Genomic DNA, 24,403 nt, shown 5'->3' with positions numbered 1-24,403 from the left:
GATCCGCGGGGCTCTTGTCGCGGCTGTGCGCCCGGCGCACGGTGGTGGCATGAACATCACCGAGAGCACCGTCTTCGTCCCCGGCGCCACGAGCGGGATCGGGCTGGCCCTCGCCCTGCGTCTGCACGCGGCGGGCAGCACCGTCATCGTCGGCGGCCGCCGCACCGCGCTCCTCGAGCAGATCGCCGCGGACCACCCCGGCATCCACACGGTCCGGATCGACACGGCCGACACCGCGAGCATCGCGTCGGCGTCTGCCGAGGTGATCGCCGCGCACCCGGACGTGAACGTCCTCGTCGCGATGGCCGGCATCATGCGCACGGAGGACTGGCACTCGCCCGCAGGATTCCTCGCCGACGCGGAAGCGGCGGTCACGACGAACCTGCTGGGACCGATCCGCCTCGTCGCGGCCTTCGTCGAGCACCTCCAGACGAGGTCCGCGTCGACGATCGTCACGGTCTCCAGCGGGCTCGCCCACGCCCCGCTGCGCGTCACGCCGACGTACAACGCGACGAAGGCCGCGATCCACATGCTCAGCGAGTCGATCCGCCTCCAGCTCGCGGACACGAGCGTCCAGGTGCTCGAGCTCGTGCCGCCCGCGGTCCGGACCGACCTCATGCCTGGCCACGCAGAGAACGACGCGGCGGTCCCCCTCGACGCGTTCGTCGACGAGGTCATGACCCTCCTCGAGACCCAGCCGGACGCTCACGAGATCCTCGTCGAGCGCGTGAAGCCCTTGCGGTTCAGCGAGGTGAACGGCGCCTACCCCGAGGTCGTCGCGATGCTCAACCGGACGGACCCGCACGCGAGGGCGTGAGCCACGCCAGGGCCCCCCGTGCTGCGGTGACCCCCGTGCTGAACGAGGCCTGGAGCAGGTAGCCGCCCGTGGGCGCTTCCCAGTCGAGCATCTCGCCCGCGACGAAGGTTCCGGGCATGCGGTGCAGCATGAGCGACTCGTCGACCTCCGACCAGGCGATGCCGCCCGCGGTCGAGATGGCCCGTGCGATCGGCATCGTCGCGCTCACCTCGACGGGCACGGCCTTGATGAGCCGGGCCATGACGGCGGCGTCTCGCGGGACGGTCCCGCCGCCCGACTCGCGGACCAGCGCGATCGCAGCGGGATCGAGCCCTGTCGTGCGTCGCAGCCAGGTGGGGTCAGAGTCCTTCGGTCTGCGCTGCAGCAGCCGTTCCGTGAGCCGGTCGACGGTGAGGTCCGGGCGCAGGTCGACCTCCACGACGCACGGCTCACCGCTGTCGAGTGCGTCGCGGATCACGGCCCCGATCGCGTAGAGCGGTCCGCCCTCGAGCCCCGTCTGGGTGATCATCGCGTCACCGCGTGCTGGCGGACCGCCGTGGCCGCGGACCGACAGCGCCACGTTCTTCAACGGCTTCCCCGCGAACCTGTCGACGAAGATGTCGCTCCACCCGACGCAGACCCCGACGTTCGCGGGGCGCAGGGGTGTCACCTCGGTGCCTCGGTCGCGGAACGTCTCGACCCATCCGCCGTCGGACCCGAGCCGGGGCCACGACGCGCCACCGAGCGCGAAGACCGCCGCGTCGCTGGCGACCTCGGTCTCGGTCCCGTCCGCACCGGCGAACCGCAGCACCCCGGGCTCGTCGGTCCAGCCCGTCCACCGGCGCCGCGTCTCGATCTGCACGCCGAGCTCGGCGAGCCGCGCCAGCCAGGCACGGACCAGCGGTGTCGCCCGGAACGCTCGCGGGAACACGCGCCCGCTCGACCCGACGAACGTCTCCTCGCCCAGGCCTGCGCACCAGTCGCGCAGGTCCTGCGGGTCGAACTGCGCGAGCATCGGCGCGAGCCTGTCGGAGGAGTCCCCGTACCGGGTGAGCAGGCGTGCGAAGTCCTCGGAGTGCGTGATGTTCAGCCCGCCACGGCCCGCGAGGAGGAACTTCCGGCAGACGGCGGGCATGTGCTCGTGCACCGTGACGTCCATGCCGGCCCGCGCCAGCTCCTCAGCAGCGATCAGCCCTGCCGGGCCACCGCCGATCACGCTCACCGTGCTCATCGGCCGGGACGGTCACGGTCGATGGTCGTGGTCAGCATCCCCGAAACATAGCCCACCGACGGCAGCGGTCGTGTCCACGACGCGTCACGGCTGAGGGGCGTCCGGCCAGAGCAGGCTCGTCAGGCGCGGGCGGGGTCCGGATCGGAGGCAGAGACCGTCTCCAGCCCTGAGCCGTCGGCGAGCAGGCGGAGGATGCGACCGACCTCAGAGCGGATCGCGTCCCGGCCGGGAGCCAGGTAGGCACGCGGGTCCGTCAGCTCGGGACGTTCCGCGAGCACGCGGCGCACCTGGTACGTCATGACGACGTTGAGCCGCGTGCCGACGTTGACCTTCGTGATCCCGTGGTGGACCGCAGCGCGCAGCCCGTCGTCTGGGACCCCGCTCGAACCGTGCAGCACGAGGGGCACGTCCACGGCGTCGCGTAGCCGGGCGATGAGCTCGTCGTCGAGCACGGCGTCACGGCTCGACATCGCGTGCGAGGACCCGACCGCGACCGCCAGCGCGTTGACCCCCGTCGCGAGGACGAACGCCGCCGCCTCGTCCGGGTCGGTGCGAGCGCCGGGCGCGTGCGCTCCGTCCTTGCCACCGACCTCACCGAGTTCGGCCTCGACCCAGCACCCGACAGCATGGCACCGGGCAACCACGTTGGCGGTACGGCTCACGTTCTCCGCATAGTCGGCTGTCGACGCGTCGAACATGACAGACCGGATGCCCACAGCGAGCGCCTCGTCGACGAGCGCCTCGTCGTCTGCATGATCGAGGTGCACGATGACGGGCACGGATGCTGCCTCTGCGATCGCGAGCGCGCCCCGGGCCAGCGGTGCGAGCCCCCCGTGGTACTCGGCGGCGTTCTGGGACAGCTGGAGCACGACGGGAAGACCGACGTCCTCAGCGCCTGCGACGATCGCCTCGACGTGCTCGAGGAGGATCGCGTTGAAGGCGCCGACGGCGGTGCCCCGCGTCCGGCACTCGTGAGCGACGGCTGCCATGGTGGTGTTCATGTCGGGAGGTCCTCCTGGTCGGTGGGTGGTGTGGTGGCGCGGACTCTGACCTGGGGCAGCCATGCCGCACGTGCGGTGTGGTCGACCTCCCCGGCGACGGGACGCAGCACGCACGCCGCAGAGGTCGCGACCATGTCTGCGAGCGCCTCGGTCCAGCGGACTGCCGCAGGGTCACCGGCGGCTGCCAGGTGCACGAGGAGCGCCGCGACGGCTGCGTCGCCGGCACCGGTGGGGTTCCCGAAGACGGCCTGGGGAGGCCGCGCGGCGAACGTCCCGTCGGGAGTGACGGCAAGGATGCCGTCGGCGCCCAGCGTGACGAGCACTGCGGGCGCCCCCTCGGAGAGCAGACGTCGGGCAGCGGCGACCGTCCATGCCTCGTCGAGGCCGTTCGCGCCGAAGGGCTCCGGAGCGCTCTCGCCGAGCATCTCGACGAGCTCGGACCTGTTGGGGGTCAGGATCGCGCCGGACCTGACGACGGAGGCGAGAGCCTCGCCGGAGGTGTCGACGACGACGGGCACGCCGCCTGAGAGGAACCGGGCGACGACGTCCGTGAGCAGGCTCACCGGGCACCCTGGTGGCAGGGAGCCGCTGACGGCAACGGCGCTCACGCCCTCGGCGAGCAACCGGTCGACCGCCTCGAGGACCTGCCGGGCGGTGGTCTGCGGTTCGCGGACGTCGTGGCCTGGTTCCTGGAGGCTCGTGGTCGTGCCGTCGTGGGCGACGACGACGACTGTGCGGCGCACGTCGGCGAGCGCGTCGACCGCCAGCACGTCGAGGTCGAGTGCGGCCAGCCCGTCGGTGAACGCTGTCCCGGAGGGGCCGCCGGTGAGGACGAGGACCCGTGCGTCGGCGCCGATCGCCGATGCGACGGCAGCGACGTTGACGCCTTTGCCTCCGGCGCGGGACGTCGTCCGGGTGACCCGGACGACGTCGTCGACGACGAGGGACGGGACCTCGTAGGTGACGTCGATGGCAGGGTTCAACGTGACGGTCGCGACGCGTGGTCGCTCGCTGCGGGCCTCGTGGTGGGTCATCGGGGCTCGGGGGTGCTGTCTGCTGCCCGGGCGTCCTGGACGCTGGGCGGCACGGCCGCCACCTCACCGGTGCTCGGCGTCTCGCTGCGCTTCTCGTCGGAGTAGACCATGAGCGTCGAGCCGGCGAGAGCCAGGACGATGCCGATGCCTTGGAAGGCCGACGGGAGCGTCTGGTAGATGATGAGCGACAGAACGATCGTCAGGACGGGCGCCAGCGCGTTCGTCACGGGGGCGACGATGGACGCTTTGCCTCGGCTCAGAGCCATGACGAGGAAGAGCGCACCGACGGCGTTGAGCACCTGGGTGATGGCGGTGAGGCCGGGTGCCTGCCAGGGGAACCCGCCCGGGATGCCGCCCATCATCAGGATGGCGACCGGGACGAGGAGCAGGGCGCTGATGGTCATCCATCCGAAGGTCGTGGCGTCGTTGACCCCGACAGTGGCGGCCTTGCGCATGAAGTAGGCCTGGACGCCCCACGCGATGCAGATGAGCACTGCCAGGACCAGGTAGGAGCCTGCTGAGATGTCTGAGTCGCCCGACGAGATCGAGAAGGCGACGATCGCGACGAGCGCCAGGACGACGCCGACGCCCGCGAGCCTGGTGACGCGTTCTCTCAGTGCGACGAGCGCCATGACGACGGTGATCGCGGGCGAGAGGGCGATGATCGGGAAGATCACGTAGGCGGGGCCCATGGTCAGTGCTTTGAAGAGCAGGAGCTGTCCGCCGGCGCCGGCGAGGCCGATGATGAGGCCGTACCTCATCGCGATGCCACGGCGGTCGAAGGTCTGCCCACGCATCGCGACGTAGGCGGGGATGAGCATGGTGAACGCCCAGACGACGTAGATCATCTCGTCGGGATAGCCGTATCTCGATGTCGGAAGGCTCGAGAAGGCACCCCAGACTCCCCAGAAGAGGACGAGGAGCGCTGCGTAGGGGATCCAACTTGCGCCGCGGCGAGCCACGGCGACGTTGCCGGGAGAGCTCATGAGGGTAGGCCTTCCTTGGTTGAGGTCTGGGAGTGCAGGTGCTGGAGCTGGTCGGGGTCGAGCTGGTGCCCCGCGAGGCGTGCTGCGTAGACGGCGGCGCCCACGTGCGGGGGCAGGAGGGGTTCGCGCAGGTCGACGGTGCGGCTGCTGGCGGTGACGTGCTCTGTGAACGATGCGAGGACGTACGGCGCCGCGAACATGCCGCCGGAGTAGGAGACGGGGACGACGTCGCTGTCGTCGAAGCCCAGGGCGTCCGCCACGACGTCGACAAGCACCGAGAGCTCGCGTCCTGCGTCGCGGAGGATCTGGGTCGCGACCGGGTCGCCGGCCTCTGACGCTCGGGCGACGGCGCGGCTCATTGCGGCGATCTTCGCCCGGTCGCCGTGCCAGCGGTTGAGCACGATGTCGACCGCGTCGAGGTCTGAGCCGAGGCCCAGGGCTTCGCGGACGGCAGGCACGAGGGGGCCGGAGGGGAGCCTGCCGTCGCTCATCCGGGAGAAGGCATTGAGCCCCTGGGTCGCGACCCAGTAGCCCGACCCTTCGTCGCCGAAGAGCTCACCCCATCCGCCGGCCCGCCAGGCGGTGCCGTCGCGCTCTCCGTAGGCGATCGACCCGGTGCCGGAGACGACGTTGATGCCGTCGGCACCGCCGAGGGAGCCGGCCCACCCGCACACCATGTCGTTGCCGCAGGTGTGGCGTCCGGCGCCGAAGACCCGCTCGCAGATGGCGTCGAGCTCGGGCAGGTCGATGCTCACCTCGCCGTAGCAGGGGATCCCGACGAACGCGTAGTCGACGGAGTCCGGTGCGACGCCGGCAGCCTTGCACACCGTGTCGATACCGGTCCGGAGCACGCGTTCGACGAGCTCGATGCCCTCGGCGAAGTAGTACATGCTGTCGTGCTGGCTCTCGGCGACGACGAGGCCGTCGTCGCCGAGCAGGCAGAACGCGGTCTTGGTGCCGCCACCGTCGACACCGAGATACATGTCAGTGCTCCGTCGCAGCATCGAGAGCGTGGATGACGACGCCCTGGACGACGCGGTTGACCTCGCCGCCGGGGAACGGGTTGTCCGGTGTCATCCCGTGGTCGAGCGACGCGGCGAGCGCGAGGGTCTGTGCGAGCAGCATGGCGGGCAGGGCCCAGGCTGCGTCGGGTAGCCCCGCGACGCCTGGGACGGTCCAGACCGTCCCGGGGACGTCGGCGTTCCCTGTCCCGTCGACGACGACCACGCGCTCGTGGCCGATGCTCGCGGACAGCTCTCTCGCGATGTCGAGGTCGTACTGGCGCGTGTACGGGTCGTTCGACAGGTAGACGACGGCGACCGTGCTGTCGTCGAGCGCGGACTTGGGGCCGTGCCGGAAGGCCATCGAGGTGTCGGCGAGGCCGACGATGCGACCTGCGGTGAGCTCGAGGCACTTCAGCGCGGACTCGTGGGCGATGCCTGCGAGCGAGCCGGAGCCGAGGTAGACGAGCCGGCGAGGCGCGAGGGCGACGATCTCGGCGACGGCCGCTTCTGCCGTCTCGAGGATCTCTTCCCCGGCCGCGGCGATCGCGGCGACGTCTGGCGCGGTACCGAAGGCGATGAGGGTGGTGAGCGCCATGCCGGTGAACGACGAGGTCATCGCGAAGCCTTCGTCGTTGGCCTCGGCCGGCAGAGTCAGGACGAGTGCGTCAGAGCGGCCTGCGCAGTGACGGGCGAGCTCGCCCTCGGCGTTGCACGTGATGACGAGGTGGCGCACCTGGTCTGCGACCTGGTCTGCGATTGCCACTGCGGCGACCGACTCGGGGCTGTCCCCGCTGCGGGCGAAGGACACCAGCAGGATCGGCCGGTCGGCGGGGAGGGCGGAGCGCGGGGTGGAGACGACGTCGGTCGTCGGGACCGCCATCGCGGTGCGGCCGACGCGACGTGCGATGTCGTGGGCGACGAGCTCGCCGACGAACGACGAGGTCCCTGCGCCGGTGAGAACGACGACGCTGCGGGGGTCTGCGAGCGCCTCGGCGAGGAACGTGTCGAGGTCTGCCTGTCGATCGGCGACGAGAGCGGCCACCTCCCGCCAGACGTCGGGCTGGTGCGCGATCTCTGCGCCTGTCTTGCACGACGCCAGGACGGTGCCGGTCTGTGTAGCCATCTGCAATCCCCTCCACCACTATGTGAGGTTCTGGACTTTAAGCGGTGGCCAACTGGTCTGTCAATAGTCTTCTACTGGTCTGGTACTGGTTCTATCAAAAACTGGTATCTTCGTGGTATGGACAGCACGGGTGAGCACACGAGCAGCGCGCTGCTAGGAATTGACGAACGTCCCTTGTACGAACGGCTCGCCGCCGACATCCGGGCAGAGCTCGAGCGCGAGGCGACACCAGCAGGCGCACGGCTACCGTCCGAGCGGCGCCTCGTGGAACGCTTCAACGTCTCGCGCGTCACCGTCCGGTCGGCGCTCAACGAGCTCAAGGCGCAAGGTGTCCTCGTCTCGCTCCCCGCACGTGGGTGGGCGGTGGCGCCGGGCACCCTCGAGGGTGCTGGGCGCCTCGGTCGCGCCCACGTCCAGGGGTTCACCGACCTGGCCCGGACACGCGGGCTCACGATGCGCAGCCGAGTCCTCGAGCAGTCGGTCAGGCCAGCGACCGTGCAGGAGGCCGAGCAGCTGCGGACCGCGCCCGGGGTCCCTCTCTTCGAGCTGCGGAGGCTGCGGTACCTCAACGGCCTCGCGATCGCGCTCGAGCACAACCGGCTTCCGCTGTCCGTCGCACCCGATCTCAGCGAGGCCAACTTCAGCGAGGCGTCCCTCTACGAGCTGCTCCGCGCAGCCACGCCGTCCCAGGTGCCGCGCTACGCCGATTACTCCGTCGAGGCGCGCAACGCGACAGACACCGAGCGAGAGCTCCTGGAGATCGAGGGACCGGTGCCGATCCTGTCGGCGACCCAGCTGACGTTCAACCAGGAGAACCAGCCCATCGAGCTCACCGTCCAGGCGTACCGCGGCGACCGGTACACGTTCCACGCGTCGATCACAGACTGAGCAAGGCAGGCTCCACGGTCGTCAGGACGACCCCTACGACGAGCACGCACGGCGGGGGGTCAGCCCTGCGGCGCAGCACGCTCCCCGGCGGGCACCGTCGGAGAGATCGTCAGTGGGACGCGCCGCGCCCAGACCAGCAGACCGATGTAGGCGAGGTCGAGGACCGAGCAGATCAGCCCCAGGCCCAGGATGAAGGGGTCGAACCCCTTGACCACACCGAAGAGCATGGTGGGAGCCAGCGTGCCCAGCCACTTGGCGACGCCGAGGGTGAGCGACTGGCCGCGGGCGCCGCGCCGGGCGACGAAGAACGCGATGAACAGCCCGGACATGAGCGCGTTCTGCAGGAACGCGGCATACCGAGGAGCGAGGTAGAGACCGAACTCCACGATGAACAGCCACTGCACGACGTAGCCGACGACGAGGATGCCTGCACCCCAGGTGACGAAGAGCCAGCGGGGGACGAGCATCGGCAGCTCGCTGCGGCCGAAACGGAAGAACGTGTACACGATGGCGACGTCCGCCAAGGCCCAGACGAGGTTGCTCACGCCCTGGATCGAGCCCCCGTTCGAGATCTCGACGGCGGCGTAGATCGTCTCCCAGGCGATGTTGAGCCCGAGGGCGGCCACCGGCATCGCGTACGTGCGGTGCTTGAACCCGAGACGGATGGCCTCGATGTAGACGATCGTCCAGGCGAGACCGCTGAGGATCGTGAGACCGGTGGACATGTCTGCATGCTAGTCCGTCCGCGCGACGACCGACAGGGCAGGGAACTGGGCTGTCGGCCGTCCGCGGCACCTCAGCCGCGCACCACCTCGACCCGCACCGTGCGGGCGTCGTCGGTCGTCACCGTGTGCACGGGTCCGGTGACGACGATCCCCGCCGCCAGCTCCTTCTGATCACAGGACGGCCCGACCCACAGCTCGACGGCGCCGGGTTCGACGATCCGTGTCATGGTGCGGTCCGAGAAGGCGAGGCGTGTCGTCGGGACGTGGAGCTCGACCACCGCGGACTCTCCCGCGTCGAGGGCGACGCGCGCGTACCCGAGGAGCTGCGCCACGGGCCGGGTCACGCTCGCGACCGTGTCTCGCGCATAGAGCTGCACGACGTCGGCGCCCGCGCGGTCCCCGGTGTTCGTCACGCGCACCGACACCGTGAACGTGCCGCCGGCGACGACCTCGGCGTCCGTCGTGAGGTCGGAGCGCTCGAAGCCCGTGTAGGAGAGACCGAAGCCGAAGGGGCGCACCGGGGTGCTGTCGGAGCTCGTCACCTCGGACGGGCCGCCCAGGATCGGGTGCAGGTAGGAGAACGGCTGAGCGCCCGCCGAGCGGGGCAGGCTCACTGGGAGCCGACCGGACGGGTTGACCCGCCCGGACAGCACGCCCGCGAGGGCGGCGCCGCCCTCTTCGCCGGGGAAGAACGACTGGAGCACCGCTGAGACGGCGTGCTCGCCGTCGAGCGCCCAGCCGATCGCGTACGGGCGTCCGGTGAGCAGGACGATCACGACCGGGGTCCCGGTCGCGCGGACCGCCTCGACGAGCTCGCGCTGGATGCCGGGGAGCTCGAGCGACTCGGCGTCGTTGCCCTCTCCGACGGTGCCTCGTCCGAAGAGGCCCGCCTGGTCGCCCAGGACGAGGACGGCCACGTCGGCGTCGGCGGCAGCGGCGACGGCGGCCGCGATGCCTGAGCGGTCGTCGCCCTGGACGGAGCAGCCTTCGACGACGGTGACGTCCGTCGCGGGGAGCTCCGCACGCAGCGCCTGCACGACGGTCGGGATCTCGAAGCCGAGCGGCACGTCGGGGTGGTGGGCGAGGACGTGGTTGGCGAACGAGTAGCACCCCATGAGCGCCTCGGGGCGGTCGCCGTTCGGTCCGACGACAGCGATCCGTCGCGGCGCCGTGCCCGGGGCCGCAGCCTCGGGGGTGCCCTGGCCTGGGCCGCCGAGCGGGAGCAGGCCGTCGTTCGAGAGGAGGACGACGGACTGCTCGGCGAGGCGTCGTGCCACGTCGCGGTGCAGCGGTGAGTCGAGGTCGATGGTCGTCGGCGGCTCGCCCTCGAACGTCTCGTCGAGCAGCCCGAGCTCGTCCTTCTGTGCGAGCGCGCGCAGGACGGCACGGTCGACGAGCGCCTCGTCGACGAGACCTGCCCGGATCTTCTCCGCGAGCGGCTCGAGGTAGGCGTCTCCTGTCGGGAGCTCGATGTCGATGCCGGCGGCGAGCGCGAGGCCTGCTGCTTCGCCACGGTCGGCGGCCACGGCCTGCATGAGCGCGAGGAAGGCGATGGCGAAGTAGTCGGCGACGACGACGCCGTCGAAGCCCCAGCGCTCGCGCAGCACACCGGTGAGGTACTGGGGGTCGGCGGCGGCGGGGAGGCCGTCGATCTCGGCGTAGGAGTTCATGACGGAGCGCGCTCCGGCGTCGAGCACGGCCATCTCGAAGGGGGGCAGGAGGACGTCGGCGACCTCGCGCGGCCCGGCGTGCACGGGTGCGTGGTTGCGTCCGGACTGCGAGGCGGAGTAGCCGACGAAGTGCTTGAGCGTGGCGTGCACGCCTGCGCTCTGGAGCCCTCGGACGTAGGCGCTGCCGACGGTGCCGACGACGTAGGGATCTTCGGCGATGCACTCGTCGACCCGGCCCCAGCGGGGGTCGCGGATCACGTCGAGGACGGGAGCGAGACCTTGGTGGATACCGAGCGCGTGCATGGAGCCGCCGATGGCTGCACCCATCTCCTCGACGAGGTCGGGGTCGAAGCTCGCGCCCCACGCGAGCGGGGTGGGGAAGGTCGCGGCCTGCCAGGCGGCGAGGCCGGTGAGGCATTCCTCGTGAACGAGCGCCGGGATGCCGAGTCGGGTCTGGGTGCGCAGGCGTCGTTGCTGCGCCCACAGCCAGGCGGCGCGCTCGGCAGGATCGACCGGTCGGGTGCCGTAGACGCGGGTGAGGTGTCCGAGCCCGTGCCGGGTGACCTCGTCGAGGTCGCCGGAGGTGGCCATCTCGCCCTGGAGGGGCGCGACGACCGCACCGCCCTGGTCGACCCAGTAGCCGACGAGCTGTGCGAGCTTCTCGTCGAGGGTCATCTGCGCGAGGAGGTCGCGCACGCGGGCTGACGCCCACGGGACGTCGAGCCCCGCAGGGTGCGTCTGACGTTCTGTCACTGGTACCACTCCTTCGAGCAGGTCCGTCGGGAGAGGGACCGGGTTGGTGCGGGCGCGGGAGGTAGCGGGCGTTCAGCCCTTGACCGCGCCCTGGAGCCCGTTGACGATGCGCTTCTCCATCGCGAGGAAGAAGACGAGCGCAGGGATCATCGCGAGCGACGTGAAGGCGAGGACACCGGCGGTGTCCTGCGCGTACTGGGTCGAGAAGGTTGCGACCCCGAGCGGGAGCGTCTGGGAGGCGGGGTCGTTGAGGACGAGGAGCGGCAGGAGGTACGCGTTCCACGAGGCGACGAACGCGAGGACCCCGACCGTGACGAGCCCAGGCCCGGACAGCGGGACGAGGATGCGCCAGAAGAACCCGATGCGTGACGTGCCGTCGAGCATCGCGGCCTCCTCCAGCTCGATGGGGAGCGCCATGAGGAACGGGCGCAGGATGACGACGGTGATCGGCAGCGCGAACGCTGCTTGCGGCAGTGCCACGCCCCAGACGGTGTTGTTGAGGCCGAGGTCACGGATCATGAGGAACAGCGGGATGATCGCGACGGTCAGCGGGAAGAGCAGACCGAGCGTGAACACGAGGAAGAGCGGCTCGCGCCCCTTGAAACGGTACCTGGCCAGCGGGTAGGCGGCCATGACGCCGAGCACGACGACGATGATCGTGGTGAGCAGCGCGATGATCGTCGAGTTGAGGGCGAAGCGCCAGAAGTCTGGCGAGGTGAGCACCCCGGTGTAGTTCGTCGTCACCCACGGGCTGGGCAGCCCCACGGGGTCCGAGACGAGCTGGGCGTTGGAACGGAAGCCACCGAGTACTGCGTAGACCACGGGCCCGAGCGTGGCGCCCAGCACGACGAGCGCGATGCCGTACGTGAGGACACCGGCGCCAGGGCGAGGGGACGACCGCCGGGCCGTGCGCCGACGGACCGTCCGCGCGGGGGCTGTCGTGGCGGGGAGCGTCGTGGAGGTGCTCATCGCTTCACCTTCTTGATCGGGAGCGGGCCTGCACCGGAGTCGATGTCCCGGCGCAGCACGAGGAGCTGGTAGAGCATCGCCAAGACGAAGGAGATGCCGAAGAGGAGGACGGCGACCGCGGACGCGTACCCGTACTGGCTGCGCTCGGTGCCCTGGTTGATGAGGTAGGTCGCCATCGTCATCGTCGAGTTGGCGGGGCCGCCCTTGGTGAGGATCCACACCATGTCGAAGAGCTGGAGGGCACCGACCATGGACAAGAAGCCCCAGGTGCGGATCGTCGGCCCGAGGAGCGGGATGGTGATGCGACGCTGGGTCGCCCACCAGGATGCGCCGTCGATCTGTGCGGCTTCGCTCAGCTCGGCCGGCACCCCTTGGAGGCCTGCGAGGAAGAGGATGATGGCGAGCCCGAGGTACTTCCACGTGAGCACGACCATGACGGTCAGGAGCGCGATGTCCGGGTCGCCGAGCCACAGCTGGGTTGCACCGCCGAGCCCGATCGCGCCGAGCATCGCGTCGATCGCGCCGTTGGGCTGCAGGAGCAGCGCCCACACGACACCGGCGACGACCTCGGCGAGGACGTAGGGCACGAAGATGATGACGCGCATGATCGCGCGCCCCCAGATGTCCCGGTTGAGCAGGAGCGCGATCCCCAGGCCGAGCGGGAGCTGGATGAGGATCGACAGCACGATGATGATGAGGTTGTGCATGACTGCACCGGTGAAGATCGTGTCCTGCAGCGCCCTGCTGTAGTTGGCGAGCCCCACGAAGTTGTCCATGGGACCGAGCCCGTTCCAGCGGAACAGCGAGTAGTGCGCCGCCTGGAGCACGGGTGCGACCACGAAGATCGCGAAGAGGACGAGCGCCGGAGCGACGAAGAAGATGATCTCCAGGCGCTGGCGCCACGCGTTCGTCAGGGCGCGACGCCCCCTGACCTGCCCCCCGGCCTGCGGCTTGCGCAGGCCGGGGGGCGTCTGTGCGTTGTCAGACATGGTCCGTCACTCGTTGTCGGCCGCGGCCTGGGTCTGGTCGACGATGTCCTGGGCGGAGGCTTTGCCTGCGAACATCAGGGCGATGGCATCGTTCATGGCGCCACCGACGTTCTCGCCGAACAGCGTGTCGAAGTAGAGCTGAACGTAGGGCGCCTCGTCGCGGACGGCGAGGAGATCGGCGATGGCGGGGTCGGCGACCGAGCTGGTCGCGGCCGGGTTGGTCGGGAGCCCCATGCCGTTCTCGGCGAAGCCCTTCTGGACCGTGTCGGAGACGAGGTAGGAGACGAACTCAGAGCAGATCTCGGGTGCGGTCACGCTGCACGCCCACGCGTCGCCGCCGCCGAGCTGCGCGGCCGGATCGCCCTCGCCGCCCTCGACCGCAGGGAACGAGAACCAGCCGGTCTTGTCGCCGAGGCCCTCGTGGTCCTCGGTCAGGCCTTGCATGACGCCTGGCTCCCAGTGACCCGCGAGCTCCATCGCGACCTGCTCGGTGACGAGGAGACCCGACGCGCTCGACGGACCAGCTTGTGCGACGGTCGCGAGGTAGCCGGGGTTGAACGGCTCTGCGTCGACGAGCGTCTTCAGCTGCTCGCCTGCCTCGACGAAGCACTCGTCGGAGAAGTCCTTCGACGAGACCGCGTCCGTGAGGACGTCTTGGGAGCAGGAGCGCAGCGCGAGAAAGTACCAGTAGTGGGCTGCCGGCCACTTGTCGCCTGCGCCGACCGAGATCGGGACGATGTCGGCGGCCTTGAGCTTGTCGATGACCGTGTAGAGCTCGGTCATCGTCGTCGGCGTCTCGGTGATGCCGGCCTTCTCGAAGAGCGCGGTGTTGTACCAGAACCCGGCGACACCCAAGGAGAAGGGCAGCGCGTACGTCTTGCCGTCGACCTGCCAGCCGGTGACGTTTCCACCGAGCGTGCTGATCGCGTCTGCTGCGGGGGCGGAAAGATCCTGGACGAGACCTGCCTCGACGTGCGCGACGAGCTCGCCGCCGCCACGTTCCATATAGACGTCTGGTGTGTCGCCCGTCTGGAACGAGGCGTCCAGCTTGGTGAGCATGTCCTCGTGCTGGAGGGCGCTGACCTCGATGGTCACACCGGGGTGGTCCGCCTCGAAGTCGGCTGCGACCTCCTCGTAGTACCCCTTGCCGGGTTCGGAGTTCGAGTTGTGCCACCACGTGAGCGTGTTGCCGTCGCCGGCATCCGCGTCGCTTCCTCCTGAGCCGCATCCTGCGAGCATCACGAGGCTTGCAGCCAGGGCTGCGGCAGTCAGTGCATTCCGCTTCTTCATGGGAACTCCTTGTCGTCGTTGACACGGTCGAGCCGATCGATAGTCAGACTTGCACCCCGAAACCATCGTGTCAATCGTTATCGATAACGTTTTACATACGCTAGGGTCGGGCTCATGGCACAACGAGTCACCATCACCGACGTCGCCCGGGTGGCCGACGTCTCGGTGGCGACCGTCTCCAAGGTCATCAACGGCCGCTACGGCGTAGCCCAGAGCACCCTCGCCCGGGTCAACGAGGTCATCGAGACGCTCGGCTACGAGTCGAGCCTCGTCGCCCGGAGCCTGCGGTCCCGGCGGACCAACGTCATCGGCATCCTCGTGGCCGAGTTCGAGCCCTTCAGCACCGAGATCCTCAAAGGCGCCTCCACCGGGCTCGCCGACACCGGCTACGAGCTCCTCGCCTACACCGGTGGCCGCCACAGCGGCGGCACCGGCTGGGAGCGGCGCTACCTCTCTCGCCTCAGCGGCACCCTCATCGACGGCGCAGTCCTCGTCACCCCCACGGTCGTCGATGCCGACGCCGGCATCCCCGTCGTCGCGATCGACCCGCACGCAGGCCCGGCCGGGCTGCCGACCGTCGACTCAGACAACCTCGCGGGTGCCGAGCTCGCGACCGAGCACCTCCTCGCGCTCGGCCACCGGCGCATCGGCTTCCTCGCCGGGCGCAGCGACCTCGAGTCGTCCCAGCGGCGCGAGGACGGCTACCGCCTCGCGCTCAAGACCGCCGGCATCGACGTCGACCCGGCGCTCATCCGGTCGGGCGAGTACCGCACCGCGAGCGCTCGCGCACCGGCGCGCGAGCTCCTCTCCCTGCCCGACAGGCCGACCGCGATCTTCGCCGCGAACGACCTCTCTGCGATCGCGGCCCTCGAGGTCGCGCAGGAGATGGGCATCGCGGTGCCGAGCCAGCTCTCCGTCATCGGTTTCGACGACGTCCCCGAGTCTGCGCGCACCACCCCGCCATTGACGACGGTCCGGCAGCCGATCCAGGAGATGGGCGCCGCAGGGATCCGCCTGCTCATCTCGCTCATCGAGGGCACAACGGTCGACGAGACGCACATCCAGCTCCCGACGTCGCTCGTCGAGCGTGGGTCCACGGGACCGCGCTGAGAGAACCGCCCCCTCCCTATAGGTCAGCATCCGCTGTATAGTCAGCGCATGCTGACCCTTGCGTCCCGGCTCGACGCCATGAACCGCCTCGGCCGCGCCATGGCCGACCCGACACGATCACGCATCCTGCTGCGTCTCCTCGACTCACCGGGGCACCCCGGTCAGCTCGCGACCGACCTCGACCTGACCCGCTCGAACGTCTCGAACCACCTCACCTGCCTGCGCGGCTGCGGGATCGTCGTCGCCGTCGTCGAGGGGCGCCGGACACGCTACGAGATCGCCGACCCGCACCTGACCCGCGCCCTCACCGCACTCGTCGACGTCGTCCTGGCGATCGACGACGCGCAACCGTGCACCGACGAGACCTGCGACGGTCCCCTGTGCTGCCCGCCTGACAACCACCTGGCGGCCGACGCATGAGCGCGCTGACGAGCACACCCGCCCTCACCGACGCCCGGCGGACCGTCCTCCAGCACCGCATCCGGATCGTCGTCGCGATCACGATCGCGTACAACGTCATCGAGGCGGCGATCGCGCTCACCGCCGGAGCAGCAGCCTCGTCGGCCGCGCTCGTCGGCTTCGGGCTCGACTCGATCGTCGAGGTCCTCTCCGCCGCCGCGGTCGCCTGGCAGTTCGCAGCACCCGACCCCGAGCGGCGCGAGGCTGTCGCCCTGCGCGTCATCGCCGTCTCGTTCTTCGCCCTCGCCGCCTACGTCGTGGTCGACGCCGCACTGTCCCTGCTCGGCGCGCGCGACGCCACGCACAGCAGCGTCGGCATCGTCCTCGCCGCCGTGAGCGTCGCCGTCATGCCGCTGCTCAGCTGGTTCGAGCGCCGCACCGGAACCGAGCTGGGCTCCGCGAGCGCCGTAGCCGACTCCAAGCAGACCCTCGTCTGCAGCTACCTCTCCGCGGCGCTGCTCGTCGGCCTCGTGCTCAACTCTCTCCTCGGGTGGGCATGGGCCGACTCGGTCGCGGCGCTCGTCATCGCGGCGCTCGCCGTCCGCGAGGGCCTGGAGGCGTGGAGAGGCGAGACGTGCGCGACGCCCGTCTCCGCCCTCACCGGCGAGCAGCCTGCGGAGCCGCACACCTGCTGCTGACGGCGCCTGCTCGCCTGCCCGCCGCTCGCCTGCCTGTGTGCTCTCCTGAACCTCACGGGCGGCGGGTTCAGGGCGCGGGACGCAGCCGACCGTCGACCCAGCGGAGCCCGAGAGCGAGCGCGAGGAAGAGGACCGCGATGATCCCTGCGTTCAGGAGCGCCGATCCGAGACCGATCTCGATCACGTCGAGGAACGGGTAGGGGTACCAGTCGACGATCGACCCGCGGACGAACGTGTAGACGAGCCACAGGATCGGGGCGACGACCGACAGCAGGACGGTCCGGGTGTCGATCCGCGGTCGCGGGCCGACGACCACCCAGACGATCACGGCAGCGAGCGGGGCCGCGACGTGCAGCAGGAAGTTCGAGAAGGCGCCCGCCTGCGACAGGGCAGCGACCCCGCGCAAGAGGGTGTTGTAGACGATGCCGGTCACCGCGATGCACAGCAGACCGTCGAGGTGGGCGACCCGGAAGCCGAGCCCGTCCCGGCGCGGGTCGACGGCCGCGACGATCGAGACCACGCCGATCGTGATGTTCGAGAGGATCGTGAAGTACGAGAGCAGGCGCACGAGGCGCTCGGTCATGCTCCCGGCCTCTCCGGGGCCGTCGACGGCAGCGATCGTCAGCTCCATGATCACGCCGGTGAGGGCGAGGACAGCGACGAGGGCGTGCGCCCACCGTGCGCGTCGGGTGCGCTGGGCGAGCAGATCGGTCGGGTCGTCTGTGGCGAGCGGCGTCGGTGCTCTGAGGTCCTCGGGCATGGTCGCGAGCCTAGGTCACCGGTCCTCGGTCAGCGCGGGGAGCACCGCGCCCGGGCGCCAGCCGCCGTCAGCCCGGCCGACGACGACCGTCGCGTCGATCTCCTCGTCGTGCACCACGCGCGGCTCGAGGCCCGCCGCACGGAAGGCCTCGACCGTCCCGGTCGTCTGACGTCCGCTCGTCTCGACGAGCAGGTGCCCGCCCGGCGCCAGCCACCCACCGACCCCGTGCGCGACGCGGCGGTGCACGTCGAGCCCGTCCGGCCCGCCGTCGAGCGTGCGGTGCGGCTCGTGCTCGCGTGCTTCGGCGGGCATGAACCGGATCTCGTCCGTCGGCACGTAGGGCGCGTTGACCACGAAGACGGCCACCCGTCCGCGCAGGCTCACGGGCAGCGCGTCGAACAGGTCGCCCTCGAGCACCCGGCCCGCAGGCTGGACGGTACGGCGCGCGCACCGCACGGCGACCGGGTCGATGTCCGCGGCATAGAGGTCCACGTCCCGGCACGCTGCGAGCGCGGCACCTACCGCACCGGAGCCGCAGCAGAGATCGACGACCACCGGCCGACCGGGAGAGACGCGGTCGCCGCTGTCGCCGTGCTGCAGGATCGCGGCGGCTTCGCGCACGAGCAGCTCCGTCCGCCGCCGCGGGACGAACACACCGGGCGCAACGGCGATCCTCATGCCGCAGAACTCGGCCCAGCCGAGGATCTGCTCGAGCGGTGTCCCGGCGACCCGGCGCTCGACCATGTCGGCGAGGTGCGACGCGTCGTGCGCTGCATCGAGGATCGCTGCGGCCTCGTCTTCGGCGAAGACGCAGCCGGCGCCGCGGAGCGCGCTCGTGACGGACGACAGGTCGGTGCTGGTCGGGCGGTGAGAAGTCAGGAGGACGACCTCAGGAGGAAGGGAGGACACGATGACGATCGTCACGCTAGAGCGTCGAGCCCCTGACGACCAGTCAGATCCGCACCCCCGGGCGAACTCTGGGGTGAAGGCCGCCCCCGCCCCCTGCGCTCTGGTGACGCGCCCCCAGCCCTCGCAGGGCGCTGAGATCGGGCACTCGTCTCGATCTCGGGCGGTCATCGGCCCGAGATCGAGACGGATGCCCGAGCATGGCGTCCACCTGAACGTCTCTTTGTCCCCGTACGTTGTATACAGAGACCAAGTCCCTCTATCGCAGGAGAACCGTGCCCAGCCAGATGCTCGTCCCCGTGACCACCTCGACGCCTGCCAGCGGCACCGACCTCGCGCTCCGTGCACGACGTGAGCTCGCGGCCCTCCCGGTCGGTGACGTGGCGACCACGGTCGCGATCCTCGAGCGGATGAACCGGCTCCGCGCGTTCGGTGACCAGCTGCAGCGCGGCATGGAGTCCATCACCTCGCTGCGCACGAGCCAGTTCCTCATCCTCAAGGCCATCGAGGAGGGTGTGGTCCACCCTCGGCACATCGGCCGCAAGGTCGGTATGGACACCGGCGCCGTCGAGATCACGCTGGACGCGCTCACCGAGAAGGGCTTGACCGCGACGATCCTCGACCCGGGCGGGCGGATGGTCGAGGCGAGCATCACCGACGGTGGCCGCGCAGTCCTCACGCAGGCTGAGGCGATGGAGTTCCGTGCGACGGACGCGCTCTTGCAGCAGAGCCGTCCGGACGAGATCGCCGAGCTGCTCGATCTCCTCGACCGTGCCGCCGCACAGGTCGGTCGGATGATGGTGGGCGACGTCGGCTGAAACCCGCTGAGCGGTAGCTCAGGACGGGGTGAGCGAGGTCCCGGTCCGGTCGACGAGGTCGTGAGCCTGCACGATCTCTGCGTCGTCTGCCTCGGCCGCGACCGTCTGGTCGAGCCCGGTCAGGAGGTCGACCAGTGCCTGCTTCTGTCCCGCGTGCTCGAACGGCACCAGGTCGAGGTCGACGGTCGTGAGCCAGAAGTGCAGCACGACGGCGTCAGCCCTCCACAGGTCGAGCGTGAGCACAGAGGGGGCGAGATCCATAGCGCCAGGATCGCCTGCGCGACGCCCTGGCACAAGTCCCTCGCCTGCTGGAGGTGCGCTCGCACCGACGCCAGGCGGCGCCGTCAGGCGGTCAGGTCACGCATCGGCGTCACGCAGCGGCGTCACGCAGCGGCGTCAGTCGGCCTCAGCCGGCGTCGACGAGGAACTGCTCGAGCAGCGGCCCGGCGGTCGTCGAGCCGTACTCACCGGTCTCGACGAAGACCGCGACAGCCAGGTCACCGGAGATCGCGATCATCCACACGTGGTTCGTCGAGCCGTCGCCGTACTGGGCGGTGCCGGTCTTGGCCGCGACCTCGCCCGGCAGGTCCTGGAGGAACGCTGCCCCACCGTCGGTCACGACGCCACGCATGAGCGTCTGGAGCTGGGCGGCCTCGTCCGCGGTGAGCGGTGTCTTGGCGACGGTCGGCAGGTCGGACGACTCCCCGTCCTCGACCTCCTGCGCCAGGAACGTGGGGCGCACGGTCTCGCCGTGCGCGACGGACGCGGCCACGCCCGCCATCGTCAGCGGTGACGCCTGGACCTTGCCCTGGCCGATCATCGACGCGGCGTGCTCGGTGCCCGTCGACCCGGACGGCACGACGCCCGTGAAGACGCTCGGACCGGGCTGTGCGGCGAGCCCGATGCCCAGCGACGCGGCGGCGTCGGTGAGCTCGGCCTGCGTGACGGTCTCGCTCGCGTTGATGAACGCCGTGTTGCACGACTGCGCGACCGCGTCGGACAACGGGATGTCTCCGAGGTGGTCGAGCGGGTAGTCGGGGAAGTTCGTGAACGTCCGGCCGTCGACGACCGTGGTCGCCGGGCACTGCACGATCGTCTCGGGAGTGACGCCGGCTCGGAGGAGAGCGAGGGACGAGACGACCTTGAACGTCGACCCGGGTGCGTACATCCCGACCGTCGCCGTCGAGAGGCCGTCGCTGCCGGGCGAGCCGGCCGAGACGAGGACAGCGCCTGTGGACGGCCGGATCGCGACGATCGCGGCGGGGACGGTCGTCCCGGCGAGGATCCCTTCGGCGTCCGTCTGCAGGTCGAGGTCCAGGGTGGTGCGCAACGGCTCGCCGTCGACGGGAGCCTGCTCGAAGGCGGTCTCCCGGACGGCGCCGTCTGAGCCGAGGATCTCGACTAAGAGCCCTGGGGTGCCGCGCAGCTGGTCGTCGTACTGGCGCTGCAGCCCGGACGTCCCGACGAGGTCACCGGCGACGACGGCGCCGTCCGACTCCTCGACGATCTCGGCCGTGGCGTCTCCGGCGCGACCGAGGATCGCGGCAGCGAACTCCCGGGTCGGTGCCAGGGGGAGCGTGTCCTCGATGAGCAGCGCGCCGGGGCTGGCCGTGATCGCTTCCCAGTCGTTCTCGGCCTCGGGCCGCAGGGTGATCGCCTCGACGTAGGCCTGCTCGCCCGCAGCGGCGACGTTCGCGGCGTACGTCTCGACGTCGATGCCCACGAGGGCGGCGAGCGCCCGTGCAGCGGCGTCCCACCCGGCCGCGTCGATGCGCGTCTTGTCGATCCCGATGCGGGTCACGGGGCTGTCGGTGACGAGCGCGACGTCGTCGGCTCCGAGGATGTCTCCGCGCTCGGCGGGGGTGCGAGTGATCTGGAGCCGGTCGCCGAGCACGAGACCGGGGAGGAGGATGTCGGGCTCCCAGGTCACGTGCCAGGTGTCCTCGACGAGCGCGAGGTCGGCGCTCGTCGTGTAGGTCCACGGGGTGCCGCCGAGGTCCCAGGCGTAGACGAGGTCGGCTGTCGCGGTGTCGTCGTCGCCGAGGGTGACGGTCCCGACGCTCACGTCGAGCGTCGCGTCGGCGAGCGGCTCGAGGACGGCCGTGCGGTGGGCGGTCGCGTCGGCGACCTCCAGCCCGTCGAAGGTGACGCCGGTGAGGTCGCCGCTCGCCATACCTGCGGCGAGCGCTTCAGCAGCGTCCTCGGGAGCGGGGCCGTCGGGCGCGCACGCGGTGAGGCCCGCGCCGGCGAGGACGGCGACGAGGGCGATCGAGCTCAGGCGCGGTCGGGCGAGCGGGCGCGTGCGGACAGGACGAGAGGGAGCCGGAGGCATGTGACCAGGGAACGCCGAATCGCGAGGGTTGTCCAGCCTTCCGCGCCGTGACCGGCGATGTTTCACCTGGCGAGGGGGCTCGCACCCGGCACGGGAGGGTCGTGTGCCCAGAGCGAACGTCCGTGGTCTTGTGACCGCCGTGTGGTTCGGTGGGCGCATGGCGACCACTCTCATCCTCGGCGGCACCGCATGGCTCGGACGCCAGATCGCGGCCCGGGCCGTCGCGCAGGGCGACGACGTGACGTGCCTGGCCCGCGGCAGCTCTGGCTCCGTGGCCGACGGCGCGACCCTCGTGCAGGCCGACCGTTCCCGGCCCGGTGCGTATGACGCGCTCGCCGGCACGGACTGGGACGCGGTGGTCGACGTCTCTCGCGACCCGGCCGCGGTCGCCGACGCCGTCGCGGTCCTCGGTCCGCGCGCCGCGCACTGGACGTTCGTCTCCTCGGTCTCCGTCTATGCCCAGGACGACGACCCTCCGGGCGCGGACGAGAGCGCCACGGCGGTCGATCCCACCGACCTCGACGACTACGCCCACGCGAAGGTGACCGCCGAGCGGGCGGCCAGGGCTGCGCTCGGTGACCGGCTGCTCGTCGCTCGGCCGGGGCTCGTCGCGGGGCCTGGCGACCCGAGCGACCGGTTCGGCTACTGGGTCTCGCGCCTGGCTCTGGCCGACGACGGCCCTGTCCTCTCCCCGGTCTGCGACGACCGCCACGTGCAGGTGGTGGACGTTCGGGACGCGGCGTCCTGGCTGGCCGGTGCCGCACGGCACGGCACGACGGGGACCGTCAACGTCGTGGGCGACCCCGTCCCGCTGGGCGACCTGCTCGACGAGGCCGGGGCTGTCGCCGGGTTCCGCGGGCGGCTCGTCGCTGCCGACGACGACTGGTTGACCGAGCAGGGCGTCGACCCCTGGGCGGGCCCACGGTCGCTGCCGCTCTGGCTCCCGTCGTCGTGCACGGGGTTCTTCCGGCGCAGCAACCAGGCCTTCCGCGCCGCGGGCGGGACGCTGCGTCCCGTCCGCGAGACGCTGGCGGACACGCTCGAGGACGAGCGTGCCCGCGGTCTCGATCGGCCTCGTCGCGCGGGGATCACCCGCGACGACGAGCTCGATCTCGTCACCCGGCTCGCAGACGGCTGACCGAGGACGTCAGTGCGACGCCCTCGGCCTGCCGGCTCGGCCTCGGCCCACCTGCTCCGCCTCGGGCTACTTCACCTCGCGGTGGAGCACCCGCCACGTTCCCGCGACGAGCGGGAGGACGACCCAGACGAGGCTGGACACGGCGAGCTTCGCCCACGCGTCACCGTCCATCGTCCCGGCGACGAGCGGCCCCATGGTGCTGTTCATGTCGAGCCACTGCGACGGGGTCTGCAGCCATGAGACGAGCCCCCCGAGGAGGCTCAGAACGGTCGGCAGGATGAAGTACGTGACGATCGCCGCCGGCGTGTTGAGCAGGATCATGCCGAACGCGACCCCCTGGGCGACGACGAGCAGCTGCGTGAGGAGGAACCCGCCGAGCACCTCCCAGTCCAGCGTCCAGGTGCCGACGCCGTCCTGGAACGCCATCCCGGCGACGTTCGCGACCGCGGCGAGCACGATCGCCGCCACCACGGCTGCGATCCCGAGGCCGAGCGCGCTGAGCACCTTGGCCGCGACGACCCGGCCACGTCGGGGCTCGAGCGCGAACGTGACCATGCCTGTCCGCTGCGACCACTCGCTCGTCACCGCCATGATGCCGATGACCGGCAGCAGGAGGCTCTGCGGGACCGCCGCACCCAGCACGAGATTCATGAACGTGAGGTTCTCGGGGGCGCTCACCCACACGACGATGAGCATGATGAGGGCCGTCACGATCCCGAGCGTGATGAGCAGCCACCGCCCGGCCCGCGTGTCGATCTGCTTGCGGAGCTCGACGTGCAGCAACCGCGTGAACGGGACGGCAGCGATGGGTTGTGTCCGAGCGAGGGTTGGCTTCCCCAGGGACTCTGTCGTGGTGCTCATGCTGCTCCGACCTCCTCGCGACCGTGCTCCGACGTCAGGTCGAAGAAGAGCTCCTCGAGCCCGTGGTTCTCTGCTGCGCCCAGACCGGTGAGCACGATGCCTGCCGCGAGCGCGACGCGCCCGACCTCTTCTGGGCTGGCTGGTGTGCTCAGCCCTCCGCTCGGTCGGGTCTCGGCCTCGAGGCCAGCGCCGCGCAGGGCGGCGAGCAGGCTCGCGTCGTCCAGGCTCGACGCGACGGACCCGGCGACGGCGAGCAGCTCGGACTTGGCGCCCTGCGCGACGATCTTGCCGTGCCCGATGACGACGAGGTCGTCAGCGATGGCGTCCATCTCGAGCAGGAGGTGCGACGAGAGCAGGACGGTCCCGCCGGCTTCGGCGAAGTCTCTCAGGAGCGAGCGCATCCACCGGATGCCGGCGGGGTCGAGTCCGTTGACGGGCTCGTCGAGGACGAGCATCTGCGGGTCACCGACGAGGGCGTTCGCGATGCCGAGACGCTGGCGCATCCCGAGGGAGTAGTTGCGGACACGACGGCCGGCCTCCTTGGGGCTCAGGCCGACGAGCTCGAGCATCTCGTCGACCCGGCGCTTGTCCACGCCCATCGTCAGGGCGCTGAGCGCGAGGACCTCGCGGCCGGTGCGTCCGACGTGCTGCGCGGACGCGTCGAGGAGGACGCCGACGCGGCGGCCGGGGTTGACCAGCTCGGCGAAGGGCTTGCCGAACACCGTGGTGGTCCCGGTCGTCGGCGGGGTCAGCCCGCACATCATCCGCATCGCGGTGGACTTGCCGGCACCGTTCGGTCCGAGAAAACCTGTCACGCGTCCTGGCCGGACCTCGAAGGACACGTCGTCGACGGCGGTGAACGCGCCGTATCTCTTGGTGAGTCTCTCCACTGTGATCATGGCTCTACCCTCCTCTGCCTGCG

Annotated in this window: 24 protein-coding genes; 7 read left to right on the top strand and 17 right to left on the bottom strand. The window is 70.7% G+C overall.

Annotated features, from left to right (window positions below):
• Nucleotides 1-49 precede the first annotated feature (49 nt).
• On the top strand, nt 50-817 hold the full coding sequence (locus ATL42_RS13875) for an SDR family oxidoreductase (RefSeq protein ID WP_098455856.1): 768 nt from the start codon (nt 50-52) through the stop codon (nt 815-817).
• Here ATL42_RS13875 and ATL42_RS13870 read toward each other — a convergent pair.
• The 6 genes from ATL42_RS13870 to ATL42_RS13845 all read right to left on the bottom strand — a co-directional run bounded on the left by ATL42_RS13870 (nt 786) and on the right by ATL42_RS13845 (nt 7,175).
• A complete protein-coding gene (locus ATL42_RS13870) occupies nt 786-2,027 on the bottom strand; it encodes a BaiN/RdsA family NAD(P)/FAD-dependent oxidoreductase (protein WP_098455855.1) in 1,242 nt (413 codons plus the stop codon). The genes ATL42_RS13875 and ATL42_RS13870 overlap by 32 nt on opposite strands.
• Before the next feature lie 119 nt (nt 2,028-2,146).
• Complete coding sequence (locus ATL42_RS13865) at nt 2,147-3,028, bottom strand: class II fructose-bisphosphate aldolase (protein WP_211281831.1); 882 nt, start codon at nt 3,026-3,028, stop codon at nt 2,147-2,149.
• Complete coding sequence (locus tag ATL42_RS13860) at nt 3,025-4,062, bottom strand: 1-phosphofructokinase family hexose kinase (protein WP_098455854.1); 1,038 nt, start codon at nt 4,060-4,062, stop codon at nt 3,025-3,027. Before ATL42_RS13860 ends, ATL42_RS13865 begins: the two co-directional genes overlap by 4 nt.
• Nucleotides 4,059-5,048 carry a DMT family transporter gene (locus ATL42_RS13855; protein WP_098455853.1) on the bottom strand — a complete coding sequence of 330 codons (990 nt, stop codon included), beginning with the start codon at nt 5,046-5,048 and terminating at the stop codon, nt 4,059-4,061. Before ATL42_RS13855 ends, ATL42_RS13860 begins: the two co-directional genes overlap by 4 nt.
• Entirely contained in the window at nt 5,045-6,031 is a 987-nt protein-coding gene (locus tag ATL42_RS13850) for an N-acetylglucosamine kinase (protein WP_098455852.1), read from the bottom strand. The genes ATL42_RS13855 and ATL42_RS13850 overlap by 4 nt, the downstream gene beginning before the upstream one ends.
• A 1-nt stretch (nt 6,032) precedes the next feature.
• The gene (locus ATL42_RS13845) at nt 6,033-7,175 is read right to left on the bottom strand and encodes an SIS domain-containing protein (protein ID WP_098455851.1); all 1,143 of its coding nucleotides are present in this window, start codon (nt 7,173-7,175) and stop codon (nt 6,033-6,035) included.
• A 117-nt stretch (nt 7,176-7,292) separates the two neighbouring features.
• On the opposite strand from ATL42_RS13845, the gene ATL42_RS13840 reads away from it, so the two are divergent.
• Entirely contained in the window at nt 7,293-8,063 is a 771-nt protein-coding gene (locus tag ATL42_RS13840; RefSeq protein WP_098455850.1) for a GntR family transcriptional regulator, read from the top strand.
• A 59-nt stretch (nt 8,064-8,122) separates the two neighbouring features.
• On the opposite strand, the gene ATL42_RS13835 is transcribed toward ATL42_RS13840, so the two are convergent.
• From ATL42_RS13835 to ATL42_RS13815, 5 genes are all read right to left on the bottom strand, one after another.
• Entirely contained in the window at nt 8,123-8,788 is a 666-nt protein-coding gene (locus ATL42_RS13835) for a transmembrane-type terpene cyclase (RefSeq protein ID WP_098455849.1), read from the bottom strand.
• 71 nt (nt 8,789-8,859) lie between these two features.
• Nucleotides 8,860-11,211: a beta-xylosidase/alpha-l-arabinosidase gene (locus tag ATL42_RS13830; RefSeq protein ID WP_245862581.1), complete on the bottom strand. Its 2,352-nt coding sequence runs from the start codon at nt 11,209-11,211 to the stop codon at nt 8,860-8,862.
• Between the two features lie 72 nt (nt 11,212-11,283).
• On the bottom strand, nt 11,284-12,180 hold the full coding sequence (locus ATL42_RS13825) for a carbohydrate ABC transporter permease (protein ID WP_098455848.1): 897 nt from the start codon (nt 12,178-12,180) through the stop codon (nt 11,284-11,286).
• Nucleotides 12,177-13,169, bottom strand: a complete 993-nt coding sequence (locus tag ATL42_RS13820; protein WP_098455847.1) for a carbohydrate ABC transporter permease — start codon at nt 13,167-13,169, stop codon at nt 12,177-12,179. The genes ATL42_RS13825 and ATL42_RS13820 overlap by 4 nt, the downstream gene beginning before the upstream one ends.
• Before the next feature lie 6 nt (nt 13,170-13,175).
• Complete coding sequence (locus ATL42_RS13815; protein ID WP_098455846.1) at nt 13,176-14,459, bottom strand: extracellular solute-binding protein; 1,284 nt, start codon at nt 14,457-14,459, stop codon at nt 13,176-13,178.
• A gap of 114 nt (nt 14,460-14,573) precedes the next feature.
• Between ATL42_RS13815 and ATL42_RS13810 the strand changes: the two genes are divergently transcribed.
• From ATL42_RS13810 to ATL42_RS13800, 3 genes are read left to right on the top strand one after another with little or no spacing between them, the layout of a single operon-like run.
• A complete protein-coding gene (locus ATL42_RS13810) occupies nt 14,574-15,569 on the top strand; it encodes a LacI family DNA-binding transcriptional regulator (protein WP_098455845.1) in 996 nt (331 codons plus the stop codon).
• 48 nt (nt 15,570-15,617) lie between these two features.
• Nucleotides 15,618-15,989 (top strand): Cd(II)/Pb(II)-sensing metalloregulatory transcriptional regulator CmtR, encoded by a 372-nt coding sequence (gene cmtR / locus ATL42_RS13805; protein ID WP_098455844.1) that lies wholly within the window; start codon nt 15,618-15,620, stop codon nt 15,987-15,989.
• Complete coding sequence (locus ATL42_RS13800) at nt 15,986-16,666, top strand: cation efflux transmembrane domain-containing protein (RefSeq protein ID WP_098455843.1); 681 nt, start codon at nt 15,986-15,988, stop codon at nt 16,664-16,666. The genes cmtR and ATL42_RS13800 overlap by 4 nt, the downstream gene beginning before the upstream one ends.
• Nucleotides 16,667-16,733: 67 nt before the next feature.
• On the opposite strand, the gene ATL42_RS13795 is transcribed toward ATL42_RS13800, so the two are convergent.
• Nucleotides 16,734-17,426 carry a Pr6Pr family membrane protein gene (locus tag ATL42_RS13795; RefSeq protein WP_169925442.1) on the bottom strand — a complete coding sequence of 231 codons (693 nt, stop codon included), beginning with the start codon at nt 17,424-17,426 and terminating at the stop codon, nt 16,734-16,736.
• Nucleotides 17,427-17,441: 15 nt separating this feature from the next.
• Entirely contained in the window at nt 17,442-18,335 is an 894-nt protein-coding gene (locus ATL42_RS13790; RefSeq protein WP_245862578.1) for a putative protein N(5)-glutamine methyltransferase, read from the bottom strand.
• Between the two features lie 272 nt (nt 18,336-18,607).
• Between ATL42_RS13790 and ATL42_RS13785 the strand changes: the two genes are divergently transcribed.
• Nucleotides 18,608-19,150, top strand: a complete 543-nt coding sequence (locus ATL42_RS13785) for a MarR family winged helix-turn-helix transcriptional regulator (protein ID WP_143556774.1) — start codon at nt 18,608-18,610, stop codon at nt 19,148-19,150.
• Between the two features lie 18 nt (nt 19,151-19,168).
• Here the strand turns inward: ATL42_RS13785 and ATL42_RS13780 are convergent, their stop codons facing one another.
• Nucleotides 19,169-19,411 carry a hypothetical protein gene (locus tag ATL42_RS13780; protein WP_098455840.1) on the bottom strand — a complete coding sequence of 81 codons (243 nt, stop codon included), beginning with the start codon at nt 19,409-19,411 and terminating at the stop codon, nt 19,169-19,171.
• A 145-nt stretch (nt 19,412-19,556) separates the two neighbouring features.
• Nucleotides 19,557-21,482 (bottom strand): penicillin-binding transpeptidase domain-containing protein, encoded by a 1,926-nt coding sequence (locus ATL42_RS13775; protein ID WP_098455839.1) that lies wholly within the window; start codon nt 21,480-21,482, stop codon nt 19,557-19,559.
• Nucleotides 21,483-21,639: 157 nt separating this feature from the next.
• On the opposite strand from ATL42_RS13775, the gene ATL42_RS13770 reads away from it, so the two are divergent.
• The gene (locus ATL42_RS13770) at nt 21,640-22,620 is read left to right on the top strand and encodes an NAD-dependent epimerase/dehydratase family protein (protein ID WP_098456586.1); all 981 of its coding nucleotides are present in this window, start codon (nt 21,640-21,642) and stop codon (nt 22,618-22,620) included.
• 66 nt (nt 22,621-22,686) lie between these two features.
• On the opposite strand, the gene ATL42_RS13765 is transcribed toward ATL42_RS13770, so the two are convergent.
• Together ATL42_RS13765 and ATL42_RS13760 are read right to left on the bottom strand one after the other, a co-directional pair.
• Nucleotides 22,687-23,481 (bottom strand): ABC transporter permease, encoded by a 795-nt coding sequence (locus ATL42_RS13765; protein WP_098455838.1) that lies wholly within the window; start codon nt 23,479-23,481, stop codon nt 22,687-22,689.
• Entirely contained in the window at nt 23,478-24,380 is a 903-nt protein-coding gene (locus ATL42_RS13760; RefSeq protein WP_098455837.1) for an ABC transporter ATP-binding protein, read from the bottom strand. The genes ATL42_RS13765 and ATL42_RS13760 overlap by 4 nt, the downstream gene beginning before the upstream one ends.
• Between the last annotated feature and the right edge of the window lie 23 nt (nt 24,381-24,403).

The organism is Sanguibacter antarcticus (genome assembly GCF_002564005.1).
Taxonomy (GTDB): domain Bacteria; phylum Actinomycetota; class Actinomycetes; order Actinomycetales; family Cellulomonadaceae; genus Sanguibacter; species Sanguibacter antarcticus.
The sequence above is the reverse complement of the archived record's forward strand: the minus strand, read 5'-3'. Positions and strand labels throughout refer to the sequence as shown.